The following is a 19,467-nucleotide window of genomic DNA, read 5'->3' as shown; positions in this document are numbered from 1 at the left end:
CGAGAGTCAGAATGCCCCTATTCCGTATAACAGTGCAGACACTGTTATTGAGTTTATCATTGCCTGCATTTTCGCAGTATGCAGACGCGTCTGAGTTGCCATTGGCGGAAAGCCCGTCGTGGCGAGCCCTATTACATTTCCCGCGGCAAACGCCACTTTTTAAAGAAGTCACGAAGAGTTATATAGATGATCGGCGGTTTTTTCTGGCGGAGGATGGCGACCAAAACCGCAAAGCTGAATTTGACGCAAGCCTGGCTGCATTCGCGGCAAAACCGACTGAAACCGCCTGCCGCTTTCCAGCAAGATATTTGTGGTTGTACAGCCAGCACCTTGTACCGGCAGGCTTGCTTAGCGATTGTGGTGAATACAATGAATGGCGCGACAAAATAGATATTGAGCGCGTGGTTTTGGTCTTGGCGGCAAGCTATTTAAATAGTCCCTCATCCATGTACGGCCACACTTTTCTGCGTTTAGATCCGGCGGGAGAGCGCAGCGAGAGTGCATTCCTGTCGTATGCCTTGAATTTTGCGGCAAGTATCCCCCCAGATGAAAACGGCATGTTATACGCCTACAGAGGAATTTTAGGCGGCTATCCAGGTTTATTTAGCATGCAGCCCTATTACGAAAAAATTCAAGAATACAGTCGTTTAGAAAACAGGGATATCTGGGAATACCCGCTGTCTTTGAGTGCCGCTCAAATAGATTTGTTGTTGGCTCATACTTGGGAGCTGCGCAATATTAATTTTGATTACTATTTCTTCGATGAGAATTGTTCTTTCCGTTTGCTTGAGCTGCTAGAAGTTGCCCTACCCGGTTTGGATCTAACATCACAATTCGCTTACGCCGCGATGCCAGTAGATACCGTGAGAGCGGTGGTGGAAAGTGGCTTGACGGAAGCGCCAAATTATCGGCCGTCAAAGCGCAGAGAGTTAGAAGCGGTATTGGCCGGTTTGGATGGGGAGCAGCGCAAACTGGTATTGCAGTTGGCTGCCAATGAGCAGGTGCTGGAGCAGCCCGCTTTTTTAAATTTTAGCGTAGCTGTGCGTCAACAGCTCGTAGTGGCGGCCTACCGATATTTGCGCTACAGCAGCAATCGCGAGCAGCGCACGCCAGAGCAGGCACGTCGCAGCCTTAAATTGCTAAGTCAAATTCAGTCTTATGGTGTGCAGTCAGCACCGCAGCCGAGCACACCTAGGCGGCCAGACTTAGGTCATTCGACGTCAATGTTCGGTGTGGCTGGCGGGACGCGCAAACATCAGCAATATGCCGATATGGAGTGGCGAATTAGTTATCACGATGCATTAGATGTGGTTTCCGGATACCCTCCAGGTGCGACGCTGATGATGGGGCAATTAAAAGTCCGTTGGCAGGAAGATACACTGCGACTTCAGCGTTTCGACCCAGTGGCGATCCGTTCTCTTGCCCCTCGCAACGAATTTTTTGCGCCGCTTAGCTGGCAGGTGGCGGCGGGACTTGAGCGCTTGGACGGGTCACCAGAACAAAGCCTGGTCGCTAGAGTGAGTGGTGGTGCGGGCGTCAGTCGCCAATTTTTGAGCGGTATAGCGTATGTGATTCCCGGCGCACGCCTGGAACACAATGACGATGCCGAAACCCGTTTGCGTATAGCACCCAAAGTCAGCGCGGGACTACTTTGGCAGGGCGATCGCTGGGCAAGTGAATTGAGTGTCCAATATTTGGACTTTGGTGGTGGCCGAGATGTTGGCAAAGGCGTGCGTCAGAGTATGTCGCTAAGCACTAACCTGGCTTTGAGCACTAATCAGGCGATACGGGCTAGCGTGGATTATCGCAAAGAATTTGCGGGCGAATCCGCGGCATTGGAATTGTCATGGCGGCGGTATTTTTAATGGCCTCAGTTGCGCGTGGAATGTCCTTTTTGCGAGTGCTCGTTTTAATTTTTGTATTCATGCTTAGCGCGTGCGAGAGCTTGCTATTTTTCCCGCAGCAACAACTTGTTCGCAGCCCAGCCGATGTTGGCTTGGCGTATGTGGATGTCAGAATTACAACAGCCGACGGCGGCACGGTGAGTGCCTGGTGGTTGCCCGCGGAAGGTAAAGTTGAGGCCACCGTTTTATTTGCCCACGGCAATGCTGAAAATATAAGTACTCATTTAGCCAGTGTCTATTGGTTGCCCGCGCGAGGTATTAATGTGTTGCTTATAGACTACCGCGGCTATGGTCAGTCTTCTGGCGAAGCCAGTGTTCGAGGTGCGCAGATGGATATTCTTGCTGCGCTGCAACACCTCTCTGCGCAGCAAGCGCTGGCAGATACGCCAATTGTGGTATTGGGGCAGAGTATTGGTGCGAGTCTCGCCGGTGTTGCGGTGGCACGTAACGGGCGACAGTATCCCGCGCTAGCGGGGGTAATTCTGGATGCGGGTTTTACCGGCTACGCTGATATCGCTAAGAAAGTTGCGGCGTCGAATTGGCTTACCTGGCCTTTCCAGTGTCTCGCCGCATGGGCGATGCCCGAAGGAGAGAATTTACTCGACGAAATTTCTGCTATTTCACCGCTGCCACTGTTGCTGATTCACGGCCGGGACGATCCGGTGGTGCCGTATCGCCACGCTGAAAGATTGCTTGCCGCTGCAAGGCAGCCGAAAACGCTAATTAGCTATGAGGGTGGCCATATCCAAACCTTTTCTCGGACCGAGAATCGCGATCTGGTAGCGGGATTTATTCGCGATGCCGCCGAACGATGGCGAGCGTCGCGAAAACAGTAATAAACACTTTGCTTATTAGTGTTGGTGGCCACCTTCACCGTGGGCGTGACGATGGCGAATTTCTTCGTCGGTGGCGTCGCGAATATCTTTGATACGAATTTTGAAGCTCAAGCTTTGGCCTGCCAAGGGGTGGTTGAGGTCAACGTCGACTGAAAACTTACCGACTTTTAGCACCGTGGCATTGCGCATACCCTTGTCGGTGTTAAAGCGCACGGCCTGACCAACTTTAATTTTACCTTCGTGCTTCAAATACTTGGCGGGAATACGTTCGGATTTATTGGGTTCAATTTCACCGTAGGCATCTTTAGCCGCGAGTAAGACTTCAAACTCATCTCCTACCGTGTGGCCGGCCATGGCTTTTTCTAGGCCACTTATGATGTTGTCGGCTCCGTGCATATACAGCGACGGCGTGTCATTAAAGTTATCTTCCAATACGGTGCCGTCACCGTTGCGTAATTCATAGTGAAATGACACGACTTTATTGCGGCTAATTTCCATGATGCTCCCTCGTTGCGTTCAGTTATCGCGCAGCTATCTCAAGGCGCGTATAGTAATCGCGAAATCCACGCAGTGGTAGAGCGTTGTAGTGAATCTAAGGGAGAGTGGCTATGGGCGATGTATTGCCCTTTAAACGTAAGTTGCCGCAGGGTAAAACGCCTAATACGCTGTGTCGCGAAGGCTTTCACAAGTGGCGGGTCGATAAGGCTAAGCAGTTTGATGTGAAGCTGGGAAAGCTAGTTACAGTGTATGTGTGTGAGCGCTGCGGTGAAAAGAAGATCACCGCACATTAGGGGGAGCTTAGTGGCGTTCGCCAGTGCTGATTTCGTCGCTAATCAGTGCGAGCCAGTTTTGCGCTTCGTCGACACCTTCAACGGCTTTGACAACGCAGGCAATGCCTAGTAAATGCTCTTTCAGCAATTTGCGCATGGGGAGATCAAGTTCTTGAGCTTGCTCTTGTAGAAACAAGAAGGCCTGAGCGCTAACGTCGTCTATATGCATTTGCTGCGTATCTTGACGATATTCTGATAGGCTTACTACTTTTTGAGCAGTCATGTCGGATCTCCTCTGATCAACGTGGAGTCAGTATAGGGCGGCACAGCAGGATTGAATCTTCGTAATTACCCGTAGAGTGCTATATGTTCCGTAGTGGCTTGTACGTAGCCATTCCCTCAAGTGATCAGTGGCAATGAATAAGGATTGAATAAGAGAATATGTCGGAAACTATTGTGATTGGCGCTGATGGCGTCGAGCAAATGCCCTTAAAAAGTTATACCGAGAAGGCTTATTTGGACTATTCCATGTATGTCATTCTCGATCGGGCGCTACCCAATATTGCAGACGGCCTGAAGCCGGTGCAGCGCCGTATTATTTACGCGATGAGCGAACTTGGGCTTAAATCGAATGCCAAGCACAAGAAATCTGCGCGCACCGTCGGTGACGTTATCGGTAAGTTCCATCCACACGGCGATAGCGCCGTGTACGAAGCGATGGTGTTGATGTCGCAGAACTTCTCCTATCGTTACCCGCTTATCGACGGTCAGGGAAACTGGGGTTCGCCGGACGATCCTAAATCCTTCGCGGCAATGCGCTATACCGAGTCTAAATTAACCAAGTACGCAGAGGTTTTGCTCAGTGAACTGGGGCAGGGCACGGTTGACTGGGTGCCGAATTTTGACGGTCAAATGGACGAGCCCGCGACCTTACCGGCGCGGGTGCCCAATATATTGCTAAATGGCACCACTGGTATTGCTGTCGGTATGGCCACTGACATTCCGCCGCATAATTTGCGCGAGGTAGTGAGTGCTTGTATTCATTTGCTGGACGCACCCAACGCCAGCGTTGCCGAGTTATGTGAGCATGTAAAAGGGCCTGACTTTCCAACCGACGCTGAAATTATTACGCCGCCAGAAGATTTACGAAAAATGTATGAAAGTGGTCGCGGCTCACTGCGTATGCGGGCGCTGTGGCAAGACGAGGGCGAGGATATCGTCATTACGGCACTGCCTCATCAGACCTCTGGATCGAAAGTGCTCGAGCAGATTGCCCAGCAGATGCAGGCCAAGAAGCTGCCAATGGTGGTGGATTTGCGGGATGAATCAGATCACGAAAACCCGACTCGTCTGGTGGTTATTCCCAGATCAAACCGGGTCGACAAGCAGGCGGTGATGAACCATTTATTTGCGACCACCGATTTGGAACGCAGTTATCGTGTCAATATGAACGTCATCGGCCTGGACGGCCGACCGCAGGTTAAGGGGCTCGATAAAATCATCGGTGAGTGGTTGGAAATTCGCACCTCAACCACCCGTCGACGTTTAGAGTACCGTTTGGATAAGGTACTTAAGCGCCTGCATATATTAGATGCCTTGTTAATTGCGTTTTTAAATATTGACGAAGTGATCGCCATTATTCGCGAAGAGGATCAGCCCAAGCCTGTGCTTATGGAGCGCTTCGGTATTACCGATACGCAGGCCGAGGCGGTACTGGAGTTAAAATTACGCCACTTGGCAAAACTTGAAGAAATGAAAATTCGCGGTGAGCAGGATGAGCTTGCCACTGAGCGCGATAGCTTGGAGTTGACCCTGGGCTCTCCACGTCGGATGAAGAGTTTGGTACGCAAGGAATTACTGGCGGTTGCCGAGGAGTTTGGCGACGAGCGCCGCTCGCCGTTGGTTACACGCAGTGAGGCACGCGCTTTCTCTGAAGAAGAGATTGTCTCAGCCGAACCCGTCACCGTTGTGCTGTCGGAAATGGGCTGGATTCGATCGGGCAAAGGCCACGATATTGATCCGCTTAGCTTGAGTTACAAGGCCGGCGACCGCTTTAAATTAGCCGCTAAGGGCAAAACTAATCAACCGGTCATTATCCTCGATAGTACCGGTAGAACCTATACGGTGGCCGCTCACGGCCTGCCGTCGGCGCGTGGTCAGGGTGAGCCGTTGACCGGGCGAATTAATCCACCGTCGGGTGTTAATTTTACCGGCATGATGATGGGCAGTGACGAGGGGCATTATTTATTGGCTTCTGACGCGGGCTATGGATTTATCGCAAAACTGTCGGATCTGCAGAGTAAAAACAAAGCCGGTAAAGCAGCGCTGATTTTGCCAAAAGGTGCATTGGTTTTGCCGCCGGTTGCGATTGCTGATATGGAGACTAGTCACGTAGTGGCGGTCACAACCGAAGGTCGTATGCTGATATTCCCCGTTGGTGATTTGCCGCTTATGCCGCGCGGTAAGGGCAATAAAATGATTGGCATCCCGTCGGCGCGGGTGGCAAATCGCGAGGAGTATGTGAGCGCCATCGCAATCTTCTCTGAGCGCGATACCTTAAAAGTGATTTCCGGGAAGCGTCATTTAAGCTTGAAGTTTGCCGAGCTGGAACACTATTTAGGTGAGCGTGGCCGACGTGGACACAAGTTGCCACGCGGTTTCCAGAAGGTGGATGCACTGCAAACAATTGTTGCGGGCTGAGCTGAGTTAAAACATAGTTCGCTAAAAAACGCGGTTCCAAGTTTGGCTCCGCGTTTTTTTTAGCTAGTGTGATTCGCTTCGGACTGCGCTCTGGCGGCATCTTGTTTGAAGGCATCCAGGGTTAATTTCTTCAGCTGGGTTTGCTGTCTTTCTAATAAATCACTGTAAGGCGATTTCATTGCGCTAATGTGATTGCCGCGAATATCTACCCAGGCATCTAGGCGTTCATTGTCGCGACTACCGTCGTCTAGCCAAGTGCCCTTGCCCTCTGCTGTCGCTGTGTGCATTTGATCAATGGCAGCGCATTCTTTGGCGGCACATTCCCAGTGGTCGCCCTCGCCGTGGATATGCGCGATCCCCGCCCGGCTTCGCAACACTTTGTCTAAGCTTTGAAATAAGTCGGCGCAGCACAGCGCGCGAAACAGGGGATGATCGGTACCCTCCACTTCAAAAAAGCGCAGGCTGATCGCGTTGTGACGATGTACCACAATATCGGCGTGGTATAGCTTGGCAATCGCCTCACCGCGGGCGTAGCTCGTGCGCAGATGCTCGCGGAAGCTAGCGGGCGCCATTTGTGTTTGCAGGGCGCTAAACGCCTGCCAGTGGCAGTGCAAAATATAATAATCTTTGTAACGGGTTTTACCGAGCTTGCTAAGTCGAATCTGTGGGTTGTGAATTTCTTCTAGTAATTTACCTAGGCTGTCGGTGCCGGGGTAGCCGCTGTGATCATTGCGCAGAGGTTGCGCCATTCGCGCGCGGGCAAGTTCTAAAAACCCTTCAATACGGCGCATTGGCACCGCAATGATGGCGTAGCTAAAACAGGCGAGCAAGCCGGTGAGGATAAGCAGCGTTTTGCCGAGATCGCGGATCTCATCGCCAATGAGTTCGCGGCTAAGGGACAGTTTGACGAGTCCAAGCCGACCGTCGGCGGCAACCGGCGCTTCGTAGTTTAGGTTTTCTGTGCGCCAGTGCCCCGTTTCTGCCACGGTTTCGTCGCGGGAGTTGGCGATACTGCCATAGACAATGAGGGGGCTATTAATATAGTCCTGTAAAATGGCTTGCAGACTCACTTTGTCGTTGCGCAGCAGGGCTTGTTGGCTTTGCGAGGCCAGCTGATTGGTCCACTGCTGACCTATTAAATGGGTTGTTTCAAGAAGGATTTGTTTACTCGCGGTCATGCTGGTGAGTAGCAGTGTCATACCTGCAATTGCGCATATCAGTGCGGTAATCAGTCCGCATTTCGCCGAGAGTGGTAATTTAAGGAGCTGCTTAAGCATGTTGTACTGTCCATCTGGAAGGCGGGGCTTCTATTATTTGGGGGAGTATATCAAGGAAAGCGCGGATTAATTACTGGGCTCGGCATCTTGGGTGTTGGCGTTGCTTAAATTGCGTATGTACGTCGTATCATCGCGACCTTTTCGCGCCGGCGATCAGTACGTTGTTTTCGCACATTTTAATTATAAGTGCATTCTAATGCAGTGGTGCTTGGGTGAAATCACGTCTACCGCTACAATACGCCGATTGCTGCAGGGGGTGGTGTGAACGAAATTATATTGATCAACATAGCGGGCGATGATCGGCCCGGCGTGACAAGTACAATAACCAGTATTTTGGCAGATCATCAGGTGAATATCTTAGATATCGGCCAGGCTGTGATTCACGATAACTTGTCTTTAGGCTTATTGGTGGAAGTACCTGCGGGTGCGGAAGCGGCCAGTATTTTGAAAGATATATTATTTCGCACCCACGAAATGGGGATGCAGGTGCGCTTTTTACCCGTTAGCCCAGAGAGTTACAATCAGTGGGTATCTGGTCAGGGCAAGCAGCGTCATATTGTGACTCTGTTGGCGCGCAAGATTACGGCAAGACATATCGCCGGTGTTACCGATGTCGTGTCTCGCTACGCGTTAAATATTGATAGGATCGATCGCCTGTCGGGTCGGGTGCCGCTTGAAGGGGTTGCCCAGCAATCCAAGGCGTCGGTCGAGCTGTCGGTTCGCGGTAACTTACCCGATGCCACCGACTTCCGCCGTGAGCTTTTACATTTAGCCAGCGAGATGGATATCGATATTGCCTATCAAGAAGACAATATGTTTCGCCGCACCCGCCGCTTGGTTGCCTTCGATATGGATTCAACACTGATTGAAGCCGAGGTGATTGACGAGCTCGCCATCGCTGCTGGTGTTGGAGAGCAGGTTGCGGAAATTACCGAGCGTGCAATGCGTGGCGAAATTGATTTTACTGAGAGCTTTAAGGCGCGGGTGGCCTTGTTAAAAGGCCTGGATGAATCAGTGCTGGCTGGTATTGCAGAGAGCTTGCGAATTACCGAAGGTGCAGAGAATCTGGTCTCAACGTTAAAGTTGCTCGGCTATAAAACCGCTATTTTATCCGGCGGCTTTACCTATTTTGGCCACTATCTGCAGCGCAAGTTGGGTATAGATTATGTTCATGCCAATGAGCTCGTTATACGTGATGGTCGTGTCACGGGCGAGGTAGAGGGTATTGTGGTGGACGGCAAGCGCAAGGCAGAGTTGCTGCGCGAGATAGCCAAGCGCGAAGGCTTGGATATGGAGCAGGTTATTGCGGTTGGCGATGGCGCAAATGATTTGCCAATGCTCAGTATCGCGGGGTTGGGGATCGCTTTTAGAGCTAAACCGATTGTTCGCGAAAATGCCAAGCAGTCAATTTCTACTCTTGGCCTGGACGGGATTTTGTATTTGCTCGGAATTAGCGACCGCTTAACCGGAAAATAAGGTTTCTGTTGCACTCTTTTTTCCGGCCTTCTTAAAAGAGGGCCGCAGCGCTAGCCAAAGGCGGCAAATTCATAGTTCATGCTGGGCATGGGCTCATTGACATAGCTGCCCTGAATGAAGTCGGGTCCCAATTGCCAAAGCATGGCGAGGGTCGCTGCACTGCTTACATTCGGTATAACAATCTGGCTGTTGAGCGTTTTCGCATGGTGAACCATCTCGCGAATCTGTTCGTCAGTGGGCATGTCCGCCGCCCGGTAGCCAGGTTTTACTAAGGCCGGGCGAATGTGGCTCAGGAATTTATTGCCTTTTTTGGCGCGGCCAAAATTTCTTACCGCCAGAGAGGAGCCTAGTTTTTGTAAGTGGGTGGCGAAATCTAAAGCAGGCTTTAAGGCATCCGCAATACTTTCCTCGCTAAACTGTAAAATTACCGACGAGGGTGGCAGGCCGGCGGCTTTGAATGCCACAGTTAACCACGAGCAAAATTCTGAATCGTGGAAAACGTTGCCGCTAAGGTTGATGATAAGTTTCAGATCTTGGCCAGCGAGCCGTTCTTTTGCTAATTGCTTGGTGGCCTCAACCACGATCCAATGATCTAGCTGGGTATTTTCTGGTTCACGCTCAATAGCCCGGAGCATTTCTCCAGCCGTAATTTCACCTTCCACCCAGTCTTTAATATTGAGAGTCGCTTCGTAATGATCGCCGCTGGATGCGCCAAGGTTTACCAGTGGCTGGAACAGTAAGCTCAGGCGGTTATTGTTCATCGACTCCGCGATGACATCGTCCGGGCTTGAGTTGCGGTCGAGTTGTTGACGATCTCGGCGACAAATCTCTGCATTGTTGCCACCTGTGTGATAGATCTTTTCCGCCCCGTCAAAAGCGGTATCTAGTAGCAGGGACGCCTTGGGCGGCGTTAAGTGATTGATTGGCATAACGGCAATGCTAGCGGTGCATTGCAATGACTGCTTGCGCACTTCAAAAATTTCAGACTCGATGGCCTTTACTAATTCCATCGCCATTTCTAGCGCTGTGTCACTGGAGACGTGGTGCGCGATGGCGGCGATCATATCGTCGGCGACGCGACCGTAATGCTGTGCAGGAAAGTTGGCGCGAACGCGATTACTAAGCGCTTCAATAAGAAGTTCAATGTCAATTAGGCTAGTGCTGTGCCGCAGTTTGCTGAAATGGTCCACTGACATCAAAATTAGTGAGGAATTACTGTTGCGCTCGTTTTCAATAAACTCTTGTAGCTGAGTTAAAAACTGGTGCTTGCTACTCATGCGCGTGGTGTTATCTACACCGTTGGACTTATCTTTGTCGCTGGGTTTAACAATTGAAATTTGTATGCAGTCTTCGCCTTCGTAATGGGCGCTATCACAGACTATATGGGTTTTGAATTCACTGCGGTTAGACAGAAAAAAGCTAATTTCAAATTGCTGATGTTCGTTGTGTTGCTGCTGTTTTTTAAGGACGTTTTTAAAGCGTTCTTGGTCTTTATTGGTGATGAGGTCGACGATAGGGAAGCCGTCGAGGTCGTCGTAGCCCATCTGCTCACAAAACGGCGTGTTCGCGTAAATAACCATGCCATCGGTGATATAGGCAATCGGGTCCTGATGATCATTCAGCAGTAATTGATTGCGCTCTTCGGCCTCAGACAATGCGGTTTTTGTTGCGGCTAGTTCGCGGCGTACGCCCAAAGCGGCCTGAGCTTTGAACGCCGCGTTAACGATCTGGGCCATATTGTATTTGTTGATCATGTCGACGACGTCGGGGTCTGGCGGCTGCAGGGCATCGCCTTCGCCGACATAAATTACCGGAATGTCTTTGTGGTATTTGCGCAGAATGTGGCAGCAGCGTTGGATGTCGAGCTGAGATTGCTCGGCATCAAAAATAAGCACGTCCCAATCGCTATCACAAATAGCTGCAGCGAGTTTTTCGCCAGTATCAATACCAAAGGTATGGGCGATGCGACCGCCGCGGCGGCAGTGTGTTACGAGTTGTTCGGCGTCGCTGTCCGCGAGGCAAAACAAAAGAATATTGATGGCAGTGTTACTGCTGCTCATAAGTGCTCTACGGTAATAGAAGTTGGGTTAAAAACCTGATTTCTGGGCTCGAATTACAAAATATCCCAAAGTTGGTTGAAGTCGTTTTTATTAACCGCGTCGGCGTCAGGTACATCAATTTTAATTGATGAGCGGGCAATGTCTTGAAAGTTAAATAGTTTGAAGGCATTAGATTGCTCTACGATCTTGCCTAATTTTATACGCATTGCATGCCCTGGACGCAAGAGCTCGACGGTGTGCCCCTCGGAAATACCAACGACGCCTGATAGCAGTAATAGTGGGCCCTCTGCAATTTGGCTGCCCGGCAAGAGCATGGCCCGCTGGTACTCATTTACCGCCAAGCCTGATTGCACGAGGCGGGCACTATATGGCGTTGCCGTTGATGCCAGTGCTTCGATACCTATTTGATGTGTGTTGTCACTGCGTAACCAGCGAACAACGCCTACGCGCCATCCCTCGTAATCGTCGGTTTTTAAACCGACAAGCTCTCCGGTGCGAATGCGGAGTTGGGTATCTTCTGGCCACTCAATACGACAGCCCGAACTGCTGGTGTCCAGCATGCGTGAACGCAAATACTCGTATTTATTTTCCGGCGCGTTGGCAGCTGGCGCGTTTTGTGGAAGGCTATAACTAATGGTTTCTATCTGGCTTTCAGCGCTCCGGTATGGGATGGGTGACATCGCTGCCTTGCGGTCGCTTTCGTCATCGCGGCTGCGCGCGTCTACGCCACCATTTTGGCTCCATACGTCATTTTGATCTTTACGGCGCTCGCGAAATAACTCGGTGTCGTCGTTTTGGTCGTTCTCAAATTGGTAGCTACTAAAATCAGTTTGATTGGCAACGTAGAAGTGGGTGGTATTCATACCCACGGTAATTAAAATGGGGTCGTTACAGGGAATACGTTCCGCCGCCCGTGACGTTGCCGAACTCCAAGCAATACTGAGATGGTCGAGCACGGTTTTACTTGGTTTGGGGGCATTGCTTTTTCGCGGTGATGGCGAACTAGATAGACCGCCGCTTTGTGCTAGTAGGGTTCTAGTATCAATACCCAGCCAGCCAAGAGATGGTGCGCGCTGAATAAGCTCGCGATACGCCGGAGATGCATCTTCGGCCGGATTAAATAAGAACACACAACTTTCTAGCCTATCGCTACGCAAATCAATAAGCGATGACCATTGGTTGAGTTCATTAAAGACTTCTTCAATATGGCGCTGGGGGAGCTGATGGGTTTTGCTGCAGCCTAGCATGAGCAAGCGGACGTAGGCTTGCCGTACGCTGGCATCGCCATACAGGTTGTCGCTGACCTTTGTTTTGTGCAGTTTTTGGGTTTGCGCGCATCGGTAAACTTCATGAGCGATAAGCCAGAAGCCTGCGTGTGATGAGCGATAAAGTTGATAAGTACGCAGTAGAATTCGGCAGTGTTCGATAAGAGCGCGATGCAAGCATGTGGCCATGGCATCTTTAGAGCGCAGCAGGCGGTTTTCACCCTCCAGACCTTTAAATGCTTGGCAGTAACCTGTTGCCAGCTGGGTATTAAGGGTGTTAGCGAGCAGTACAATCTTTTGTGTCTTGTCCGCCAGCACCACTGGCTTATTCAGATAATGCTGAGACAGACCTTTGACGATGTGATGCACTTGCGGGCGAATAATTTCTAGAATCTCGTAGCGATCTTTGGGTTTACACGCAGTGTGACTTAGCTCTGACAGGGCCTGAAAGAGCAGGCGGGTGGACTCGCCGAGGTTGGTCAAGGGCAGATGGCTAAGCCAAGTCTTGACTGCGCCGCCATTTAGCGCGAACTGGCTGTGCGAGTCGCGCGTTATGTCAGGCGTCGCGACAGCAAGGCTTGAGTTATTTTTCATAAAGTCCTATTTCTGGCTTTGTAATGTCGCGTGGCACTTACTTTGTGTTTTAAGTCTATGTTTTTACGCGTCAATCCATTGTAGTGCAAGTGGCCGTTTGCTGCTTGCTTTCGGGTCTTCCAATACTAGGCGTGGTACTAAATAGCCCGGCAACTTTGTAAGTATACCTTCCATTAATGCCTGCGCCTCTACTTCTGTTACGTCAAAATGCGCTGCGCCTCTCACTTTGTCGAGCAAGTGTAGGTAGTAGGGTATGACCTTGGCGTCGAAAAGGCGCTCACTGAGATTGACCAATGTATCGACATTATCATTAATTTCTTTAAGCAAAACACTTTGATTTAACAGAGTAATATCTGCTTTCTGTAATGTGTCTAGGGCGTCGGCGGTATGAGTATCAATTTCGTTGGCGTGATTGCAGTGAATTACCATGACGGTTTTCAGGCGGTGATTGCTCAGAACTTTAGTAAGCTCCGGGGTAATTCGCGCTGGGAGCACCAGTGGCAGGCGAGTGTGGATACGCAGGGTTTTAACGTGGGGAATTGCGGCAATTTTGTGGATCAGCTTCTCTAGGTAATCGTCTGGGGCTGATAGCGGGTCGCCGCCGCTGAGTATCACCTCGCTAATATCCGGTCGCTCCTGGATATACCCCAGGGTTTTTTGCCAGTCTCGCTGGCTTGGATTGTTATCGTCATAGGGAAAGTTGCGGCGAAAACAATAGCGGCAGTGAATGGCGCAGCTTGGGCTGGTAATGAGTAATACCCGTCCGTGGTATTTGTGAATTAAGCCCGGCGCCGGGTTGGCGTTGATTTCATCGAGAGGGTCGTTAACAAAGCCGGGCTGCTCTTGACTCTCTTTTGCCAGTGGCAATACCTGTAATAGCAGCGGATCTCGCCAGTCGCCAATGGCCATTTTTGCGACAAAGGCTTCGGGTACGCGAAGTGGGAATTGTCGCATTGCCGCCGCGATGTCGGGCTGTTCTGAAGGGTCTAGTTGCAGCCGCTGAAATAACTGCTCGGGATCGCGGATCATGCCGCGCATTTGTTGCTGCCAGCTTTCGGTCTGCCAAACTGTGTCGTTTAAGGGTATCATTGACGCCTTTTTAATTAACGGTTTTACACCGTCGCTGAGGAAAATCATGGCTAATTATTCTACCAATGAGTTTCGCAACGGACTGAAGGTGATGCTCGATGGCGAGCCTTGTTCTATTTTAGACAATGAATTTGTTAAGCCAGGTAAAGGCCAAGCCTTTAACCGGGTGCGCTTGCGTAATCTTAACTCAGGTCGGGTTTGGGAGCGTACTTTTAAGTCTGGCGAGTCTTTGGAAGGCGCCGACGTTATCGATCAAAATATGGAATACCTGTATAACGATGGCGAGTTTTACCACTTTATGGATCCCGATTCCTTTGAGCAGTTCCAGGCTGATCTCAAAGCGGTTGGCGATGCGTCGAATTGGCTCAAAGAGCAGGATGTGTGCACCGTAACGCTTTATAACGGCGCGCCGCTGTCGGTGACACCACCAAATTTTGTTGAGTTGGAAATTGTAGAAACAGACCCCGGTGTAAAAGGCGATACCGCCCAAGGTGGAACTAAACCCGCCTATTTGAGCACCGGAGCGGTTGTTAAAGTGCCCTTGTTTTTAAGCGTAGGCGAAGTGATAAAGGTAGATACTCGCACCGGCGAGTATCAGAACCGAGTAAAATCTTAAATGTCAGATTGGCGGCCCACAGCTGAATTTTCGGCTCTGCGTCGCCGCGCACAATTACTTTCTTCTGTGCGCGCCTTGTTTGCGACTCGCGGGGTCTTAGAGGTGGAAACACCTCTACTAGCCTCTGCGCCAGTCACGGATCCCAATATCGAAGCTATTACCACGGTTGCCCCCGATGGTGACGCGCTCATGTATTTGCAGACGTCACCTGAGTTTGCGATGAAGCGTCTGCTGGCGGCGGGTAGTGGCCCAATCTACCAAATCTGCAAGGCGTTTCGGCGCGGAGAGCGGGGCAGGCGGCACAATCCAGAGTTTACAATGCTTGAGTGGTACCGTCCGGGCTTGTCGATGGCTGAGTTAATGGATGAGGTCGCCGCGATTGTGGGCTTGGCGGTTGGCCCGCTTAGCGTAAAACATCACACTTACCAGCACGTTTTTGAGCTGCACTGCGGTCTAAATCCGCATAGTGCATCGCTAGACGAACTAAAAGCCTGCGCGCATTCGCATATGGATATCCATTTTGATACCGATGATCGCGACACCTGGCTGCAGCTACTTATGTCGTCTGTGATTGAGCCGGCCTTAGATCGCGAATCCCTGAGTTTTGTCTGCGACTTCCCTAGCGAGCAGGCTGCTTTGGCAAAGACGTTTGTCAATCCGGGCGGCGTTGAGCTGGCGGCTCGTTTCGAAGCGTTTTACGCGGGCATGGAGCTTGCTAATGGCTACAACGAGCTAACAGATGCGGCTGAGTTAGTTAGGCGAATTAGGCAAGATCACAGCCGCCGGACAGACAATGATCAGGTGCTGCCCCCGATTGATCGTCATCTGCTAAAGGCGATGGCGAGCTTGCCTGCTTGTGTGGGGGTTGCGGTGGGCTTTGATCGTCTGTCGATGCTCGCGTGCAAGGCGGAGCGCATCGATGAGGTCATCGCGTTTCCGCTCGAGCGCGCGTGACAGCGTAAGTTAAGGGTTTTGTTTGAGTTGCCCTAAGGTCTCGCCAAGGCGCGTTGCGGTGGTCGCTTGAAAAGTCTCAAGCCACTCGGCGCGATCTTTTGCAAAAAGCACGATGGCAGTCGAGCCAAGCTTGAATCGACCCATTTCGGCGCCTTTTTCTAAGTGAATTTCCCTTGCCGCTTGACGGTAATCGGTTGTTTTAATGCCCTTTGGCGGCGGTGCAACTTGTCCGTCCCACACCGTCTCAATGCCTGCGACAATCATGGCGCCCACTAAAATAACGGCCATTGGGCCGGCTTCGGTGTCAAACAAGCACACTGCGCGCTCGTTTCTAGCGAATAAACCTTGGACATTTTCTGCGGTGGTGGTGTTTACCGAGAATAGTGCGCCTGGAATATAGCTCATACTTTGCAGTGTTCCGGCGATAGGCATGTGGACGCGGTGGTAGTCGCGTGGTGACAAATACACGGTGGCGAAACTGCCATTCTCAAACTGAGCGGTCATCTCGCGGTCGCCGCCTAGCAGTGCTAGCAAGCTATAGTCTTGGCCTTTGGCTTGGAAAATTCGGCCGCCGGTGATCTTGCCTATTTGACTGATCGCGCCGTCGGCTGGGCAGGCAATATCGCCTTCTGCGTCGCAGATGGGGCGCGCCCCGGCCTTTAATTCACGGGTGAAAAAGGCGTTGAAATTGGCGTAATTGCGGTAGTCAGAATCGGCAGCTTCGCTCATATCAACGTGGTATTGTTTGATAAAGCGCTCGATTAGGAGGTCTTTGAGCCACGGAATTTCAGTTTCCGCGAGTTTGCCTACCAGTCGCGATAAAAGGTGCTGGGGTAGCAGATACTGCAAAATAATAAACGCAATTTTCACAAGCTGTCCTTTTGCCGATGCTCGATGTGGTTGTTATGACTGAAACGGTGGCTCGAAATCAGGGCGTGTTCGCGCTTGACTGTGCTTGGTCACCGATTTCAATAGGCGTCGTCTCGCTGTTCCCCCATTCACCCCAAGAGCCGTGATAGCCCTTGATATGCGGGTAGCCAAGAATTTTCATCAGCAAGTAGCTGAGGCCAGAGCGATGGTGAGTCTGGCAGTGAGTGATGACGGTTTTGTCGGCGGTGATCCCCAATTCGTTTAAGCGAGTTTGTAACTCGGTCAAATCTTTCAGGCGCATTTGATTGTCGCGATCAATTAATTCTAACCAATCTAAATTGACCGCGCCGGGAATATGGCCACCGCGCTGCGCCAATACTTTTTCGCCGCGGTATTCTTCTGGTGAGCGCGCATCCCAAATTGCGAGCTGGCTGTTGTCGAGCAGGCTGATGAAATCTTCAATCTCGGCAATCGGCAGACTATCAATGGTGATGTCTTGCTTTGTGGGCGCGGGATGATTTGCGACTTTCTCAGTAGGGTGTCCTGCGTGTAGCCACGCGTGCAAGCCGCCGTCGAGGTAAGAATAATTGTGGTGACCAATTACGTCCAAAGTCCATATTAGGCGGCCAGCCCAGCCACCGCCTTCGTCGTCGTAAGCGATAACATGTTTGTCTGGCGTCAGGCCAACTTTTGTAAATAGCGCGTTTAAGGCCTCAATGCTGGGTAGCTTTCCAACAGCGGGTTTGACGCCACTTTGTAGTTCTGCAGGCGCTATATGCACCGCGCCAGGGATATGGTGTTCGGCGTAATTAGCGGCGCTGCTGGTATCCAAAATCAATAATTTCGGATCGTGCAGTGATTCAGCGAGGTAGTTTGTTTCAATTAATAGTGGCCAGTTTTTCATAATAAACAACTTGTACTTTAGGTGACGCCGGATTGTAACAGGAGCTGTGCTAGCGAGGCGACGTCATAATGTAACGGATTAATTGCACGCTTATAAATTGAGACAATGGATCTCGGGGTTTTCTCACTCGTCAGTGAATCCATTCTAGCAAAGTGAGATGACGATTCAGCTCACTCTTCGTTTAGGCTTTGGATGATTTGTCGGTAGCTGGCCATGCGCTCGGGACGAATTTTGTTTTCTGCCTCTGCATCTAGCAAGGCACAGCGCGGTTCGTGTTCGTGCTTACAGTCTCGGAAGCGGCACATGCCAAGGAATGGGCGAAATTCAATAAAACCGGCTAGCACTTTTTCTCGATCCATATTCCAGAGCGCAAATTCGCGGATGCCGGGGGAGTCGATCAGACTGCCGCCGTCGGGAAAATGAAAGAGACGGGCGGTGGTGGTAGTGTGTTTGCCTTTTGCGGTGGCTTCAGACAGTGCGCCGATGCGGGTGTCTGTGCCGGGTAGCAGGCTATTGACCAGGGAGGATTTTCCTACCCCGGATTGTCCGACAAAAACACTGATGTGCCCGCATAGAGTTTGTTTTAATTCGTCGAGACCGTGTTCAGCAGCGGTGGACGCGCGGGTGACTGGGTAGCCAATTTCCTGGTAGCGCGTCAGCATACTGTCCAGATACTCTCGGTTGTCGTCGTTAATAAGATCGGTTTTATTCAGTAGCAATATCGGCCGAATACCGATGGCCTCGGCGGCAACTAAATATCGGTCTATTAAATTGGCGTGGGCGCGGGGTTCAGGGGCAATGACGATGACAATATGGTCGATATTGGCGGCTACGGGCTTTAACTTGCCGTGATTGTCGGGGCGAGATAATAGCGATTCGCGGGTGTTGCAGGCGACTACTACCCCCGTTGGTTTGCCTTCTCGCCACGTGACGCTGTCGCCGGTGACCAGGCCGTCGATGTGGGCGCGGACATGACAGCGCTGCCTTAGACCGCCTTCGCCTTCAACTTCAACCTGTTGGCCAAAATGGCTTACAATAAGGCCGTTTTGCTCGGCGCCGAGCTCGCCTTCGCTCAGCGCTTGGTCGAGCTTTGAGTCGCGTTTGCTCGCGCGATCACTGCGTTCGGCCTGTACTTTTTCTATGCGCCAACGTTGCTGGCGGCTGAGTTTACGTTTTGTCATGAAGGTTCATTCGCCTAAGAAGCGCCATCTTAACCTATGTACTGCTACAATCGACAATCTGCGTTAACTAGCTCGTGTTCTAGGCAGGCTGAAAAAGTAGCTAGTTTGCAATTACTGTTTGAGATCACAGCAGTATCAAATGATTATTCACCGTGAAGGCAAGTTTATGGACAAGACTCAAAATTTGATTTGGATCGATCTTGAAATGACCGGTTTAGATACCATCAACGACCACATTATTGAGATTGCCACGGTGGTGACCGACGCCAATTTAAATGTGCTGGCAGAAGGCCCGGTACTGGCTATTCATCAGCCGGACGAGGTCTTGGCAGGCATGGATGAGTGGAATACCCGTCAGCATGGGCAGTCTGGCTTAACCAAGCGTGTGCAAGATACCTGCATTACGGCGGAAGAGGCCGAGCGCTTAACCTTGGCATTTTTAGACAAGCATGTCGAAAAGGGTGCGTCGCCGATGTGTGGCAATAGCATTTGCCAAGACCGCCGTTTTATGGCCCGCGAAATGCCGACTCTGGAAGCCTTTTTTCACTACCGCAATTTGGACGTGAGCAGTGTAAAGGAATTGGCGAAACGCTGGCGCCCAGATCTAAGCGGCGGCCTGAAAAAAAGTGGGAGCCATTTGGCGCTTAATGATATTTACGACTCTATTGCTGAGTTGAGTTATTACCGCGAGCATTTTTTACGCCTTTCTTAAATCCTCCTTGGCTGCTCGTTGTCACCGCTTGCGTGACGCGGGCCTGTCCATCTTAATTCCCTTCCCTACGGCCGCCGCTTTGCTTTAGTGCGGATTGTCTTCTATGTTCATTAGTGTGAGTCGGCCCTAGGCTATCTGTATTTACCCGTATTGTTGTTTACCGCTAAAACAGGTCTCGTAGTGCCCTATGTTGTCGATGAATACTTGCGGTGAAGCTATTGTTTCGATTTAGCGCCGTTGCTGGATAAATTGACGGCTA

The 19,467-nt window shown here is 51.1% G+C and carries 17 protein-coding genes; 8 read left to right on the top strand and 9 right to left on the bottom strand.

Annotated features, from left to right (window positions below; all coding sequences use genetic code 11):
- Positions 1-11: 11 nt before the first annotated feature.
- Both KXJ70_RS06740 and KXJ70_RS06735 read left to right on the top strand, forming a co-directional pair.
- Positions 12-1,865 (top strand): Lnb N-terminal periplasmic domain-containing protein, encoded by a 1,854-nt coding sequence (locus KXJ70_RS06740; RefSeq protein ID WP_219042657.1) that lies wholly within the window; start codon positions 12-14, stop codon positions 1,863-1,865.
- Positions 1,847-2,740 carry an alpha/beta hydrolase gene (locus KXJ70_RS06735; RefSeq protein WP_219042656.1) on the top strand — a complete coding sequence of 298 codons (894 nt, stop codon included), beginning with the start codon at positions 1,847-1,849 and terminating at the stop codon, positions 2,738-2,740. The genes KXJ70_RS06740 and KXJ70_RS06735 overlap by 19 nt, the downstream gene beginning before the upstream one ends.
- A 15-nt stretch (positions 2,741-2,755) precedes the next feature.
- Here the strand turns inward: KXJ70_RS06735 and KXJ70_RS06730 are convergent, their stop codons facing one another.
- Positions 2,756-3,238 carry an FKBP-type peptidyl-prolyl cis-trans isomerase gene (locus KXJ70_RS06730; RefSeq protein WP_219042655.1) on the bottom strand — a complete coding sequence of 161 codons (483 nt, stop codon included), beginning with the start codon at positions 3,236-3,238 and terminating at the stop codon, positions 2,756-2,758.
- Between the two features lie 110 nt (positions 3,239-3,348).
- Here KXJ70_RS06730 and KXJ70_RS06725 point away from each other — a divergent pair, with 110 nt between their 5' ends.
- A complete protein-coding gene (locus KXJ70_RS06725) occupies positions 3,349-3,531 on the top strand; it encodes a hypothetical protein (protein ID WP_219042654.1) in 183 nt (60 codons plus the stop codon).
- A 7-nt stretch (positions 3,532-3,538) separates the two neighbouring features.
- On the opposite strand, the gene KXJ70_RS06720 is transcribed toward KXJ70_RS06725, so the two are convergent.
- Complete coding sequence (locus KXJ70_RS06720; protein ID WP_219042653.1) at positions 3,539-3,793, bottom strand: hypothetical protein; 255 nt, start codon at positions 3,791-3,793, stop codon at positions 3,539-3,541.
- Positions 3,794-3,951: 158 nt separating this feature from the next.
- Between KXJ70_RS06720 and parC the strand changes: the two genes are divergently transcribed.
- Complete coding sequence (gene parC, locus KXJ70_RS06715; RefSeq protein ID WP_219042652.1) at positions 3,952-6,210, top strand: DNA topoisomerase IV subunit A; 2,259 nt, start codon at positions 3,952-3,954, stop codon at positions 6,208-6,210.
- Positions 6,211-6,269: 59 nt separating this feature from the next.
- Here the strand turns inward: parC and KXJ70_RS06710 are convergent, their stop codons facing one another.
- A complete protein-coding gene (locus KXJ70_RS06710; protein ID WP_219042651.1) occupies positions 6,270-7,487 on the bottom strand; it encodes a hypothetical protein in 1,218 nt (405 codons plus the stop codon).
- A gap of 261 nt (positions 7,488-7,748) precedes the next feature.
- Between KXJ70_RS06710 and serB the strand changes: the two genes are divergently transcribed.
- Positions 7,749-8,963 (top strand): phosphoserine phosphatase SerB, encoded by a 1,215-nt coding sequence (gene serB / locus KXJ70_RS06705; protein WP_219042650.1) that lies wholly within the window; start codon positions 7,749-7,751, stop codon positions 8,961-8,963.
- A gap of 50 nt (positions 8,964-9,013) precedes the next feature.
- Here the strand turns inward: serB and KXJ70_RS06700 are convergent, their stop codons facing one another.
- The 3 genes from KXJ70_RS06700 to epmB form a co-directional block, all read right to left on the bottom strand.
- On the bottom strand, positions 9,014-11,023 hold the full coding sequence (locus KXJ70_RS06700; protein ID WP_219042649.1) for a sensor domain-containing phosphodiesterase: 2,010 nt from the start codon (positions 11,021-11,023) through the stop codon (positions 9,014-9,016).
- A 53-nt stretch (positions 11,024-11,076) separates the two neighbouring features.
- Positions 11,077-12,882: a cyclic-di-GMP receptor FimW-related protein gene (locus KXJ70_RS06695; protein ID WP_219042648.1), complete on the bottom strand. Its 1,806-nt coding sequence runs from the start codon at positions 12,880-12,882 to the stop codon at positions 11,077-11,079.
- 63 nt (positions 12,883-12,945) lie between these two features.
- Positions 12,946-13,971: an EF-P beta-lysylation protein EpmB gene (gene epmB / locus KXJ70_RS06690; protein WP_219043108.1), complete on the bottom strand. Its 1,026-nt coding sequence runs from the start codon at positions 13,969-13,971 to the stop codon at positions 12,946-12,948.
- Positions 13,972-14,017: 46 nt separating this feature from the next.
- Between epmB and efp the strand changes: the two genes are divergently transcribed.
- Together efp and epmA are read left to right on the top strand one after the other, a co-directional pair.
- Positions 14,018-14,587 carry an elongation factor P gene (efp, locus tag KXJ70_RS06685; protein ID WP_219042647.1) on the top strand — a complete coding sequence of 190 codons (570 nt, stop codon included), beginning with the start codon at positions 14,018-14,020 and terminating at the stop codon, positions 14,585-14,587.
- The gene (gene epmA / locus KXJ70_RS06680; protein ID WP_219042646.1) at positions 14,588-15,541 is read left to right on the top strand and encodes an EF-P lysine aminoacylase EpmA; all 954 of its coding nucleotides are present in this window, start codon (positions 14,588-14,590) and stop codon (positions 15,539-15,541) included.
- Positions 15,542-15,550: 9 nt separating this feature from the next.
- On the opposite strand, the gene asd is transcribed toward epmA, so the two are convergent.
- The 3 genes from asd to rsgA all read right to left on the bottom strand — a co-directional run bounded on the left by asd (position 15,551) and on the right by rsgA (position 18,496).
- Entirely contained in the window at positions 15,551-16,411 is an 861-nt protein-coding gene (gene asd / locus KXJ70_RS06675) for an archaetidylserine decarboxylase (RefSeq protein ID WP_219042645.1), read from the bottom strand.
- A 58-nt stretch (positions 16,412-16,469) separates the two neighbouring features.
- Positions 16,470-17,315 (bottom strand): sulfurtransferase, encoded by an 846-nt coding sequence (locus KXJ70_RS06670; protein WP_219042644.1) that lies wholly within the window; start codon positions 17,313-17,315, stop codon positions 16,470-16,472.
- A 170-nt stretch (positions 17,316-17,485) separates the two neighbouring features.
- On the bottom strand, positions 17,486-18,496 hold the full coding sequence (gene rsgA / locus KXJ70_RS06665; RefSeq protein ID WP_219042643.1) for a small ribosomal subunit biogenesis GTPase RsgA: 1,011 nt from the start codon (positions 18,494-18,496) through the stop codon (positions 17,486-17,488).
- 166 nt (positions 18,497-18,662) lie between these two features.
- Between rsgA and orn the strand changes: the two genes are divergently transcribed.
- Positions 18,663-19,208, top strand: a complete 546-nt coding sequence (orn, locus tag KXJ70_RS06660; RefSeq protein ID WP_219042642.1) for an oligoribonuclease — start codon at positions 18,663-18,665, stop codon at positions 19,206-19,208.
- Positions 19,209-19,467 lie beyond the last annotated feature (259 nt).

Origin of the sequence: Zhongshania aquimaris, assembly GCF_019312595.1 — a bacterium.
GTDB lineage: Bacteria > Pseudomonadota > Gammaproteobacteria > Pseudomonadales > Spongiibacteraceae > Spongiibacter > Spongiibacter aquimaris.
The sequence above is the reverse complement of the archived record's forward strand: the minus strand, read 5'-3'. Positions and strand labels throughout refer to the sequence as shown.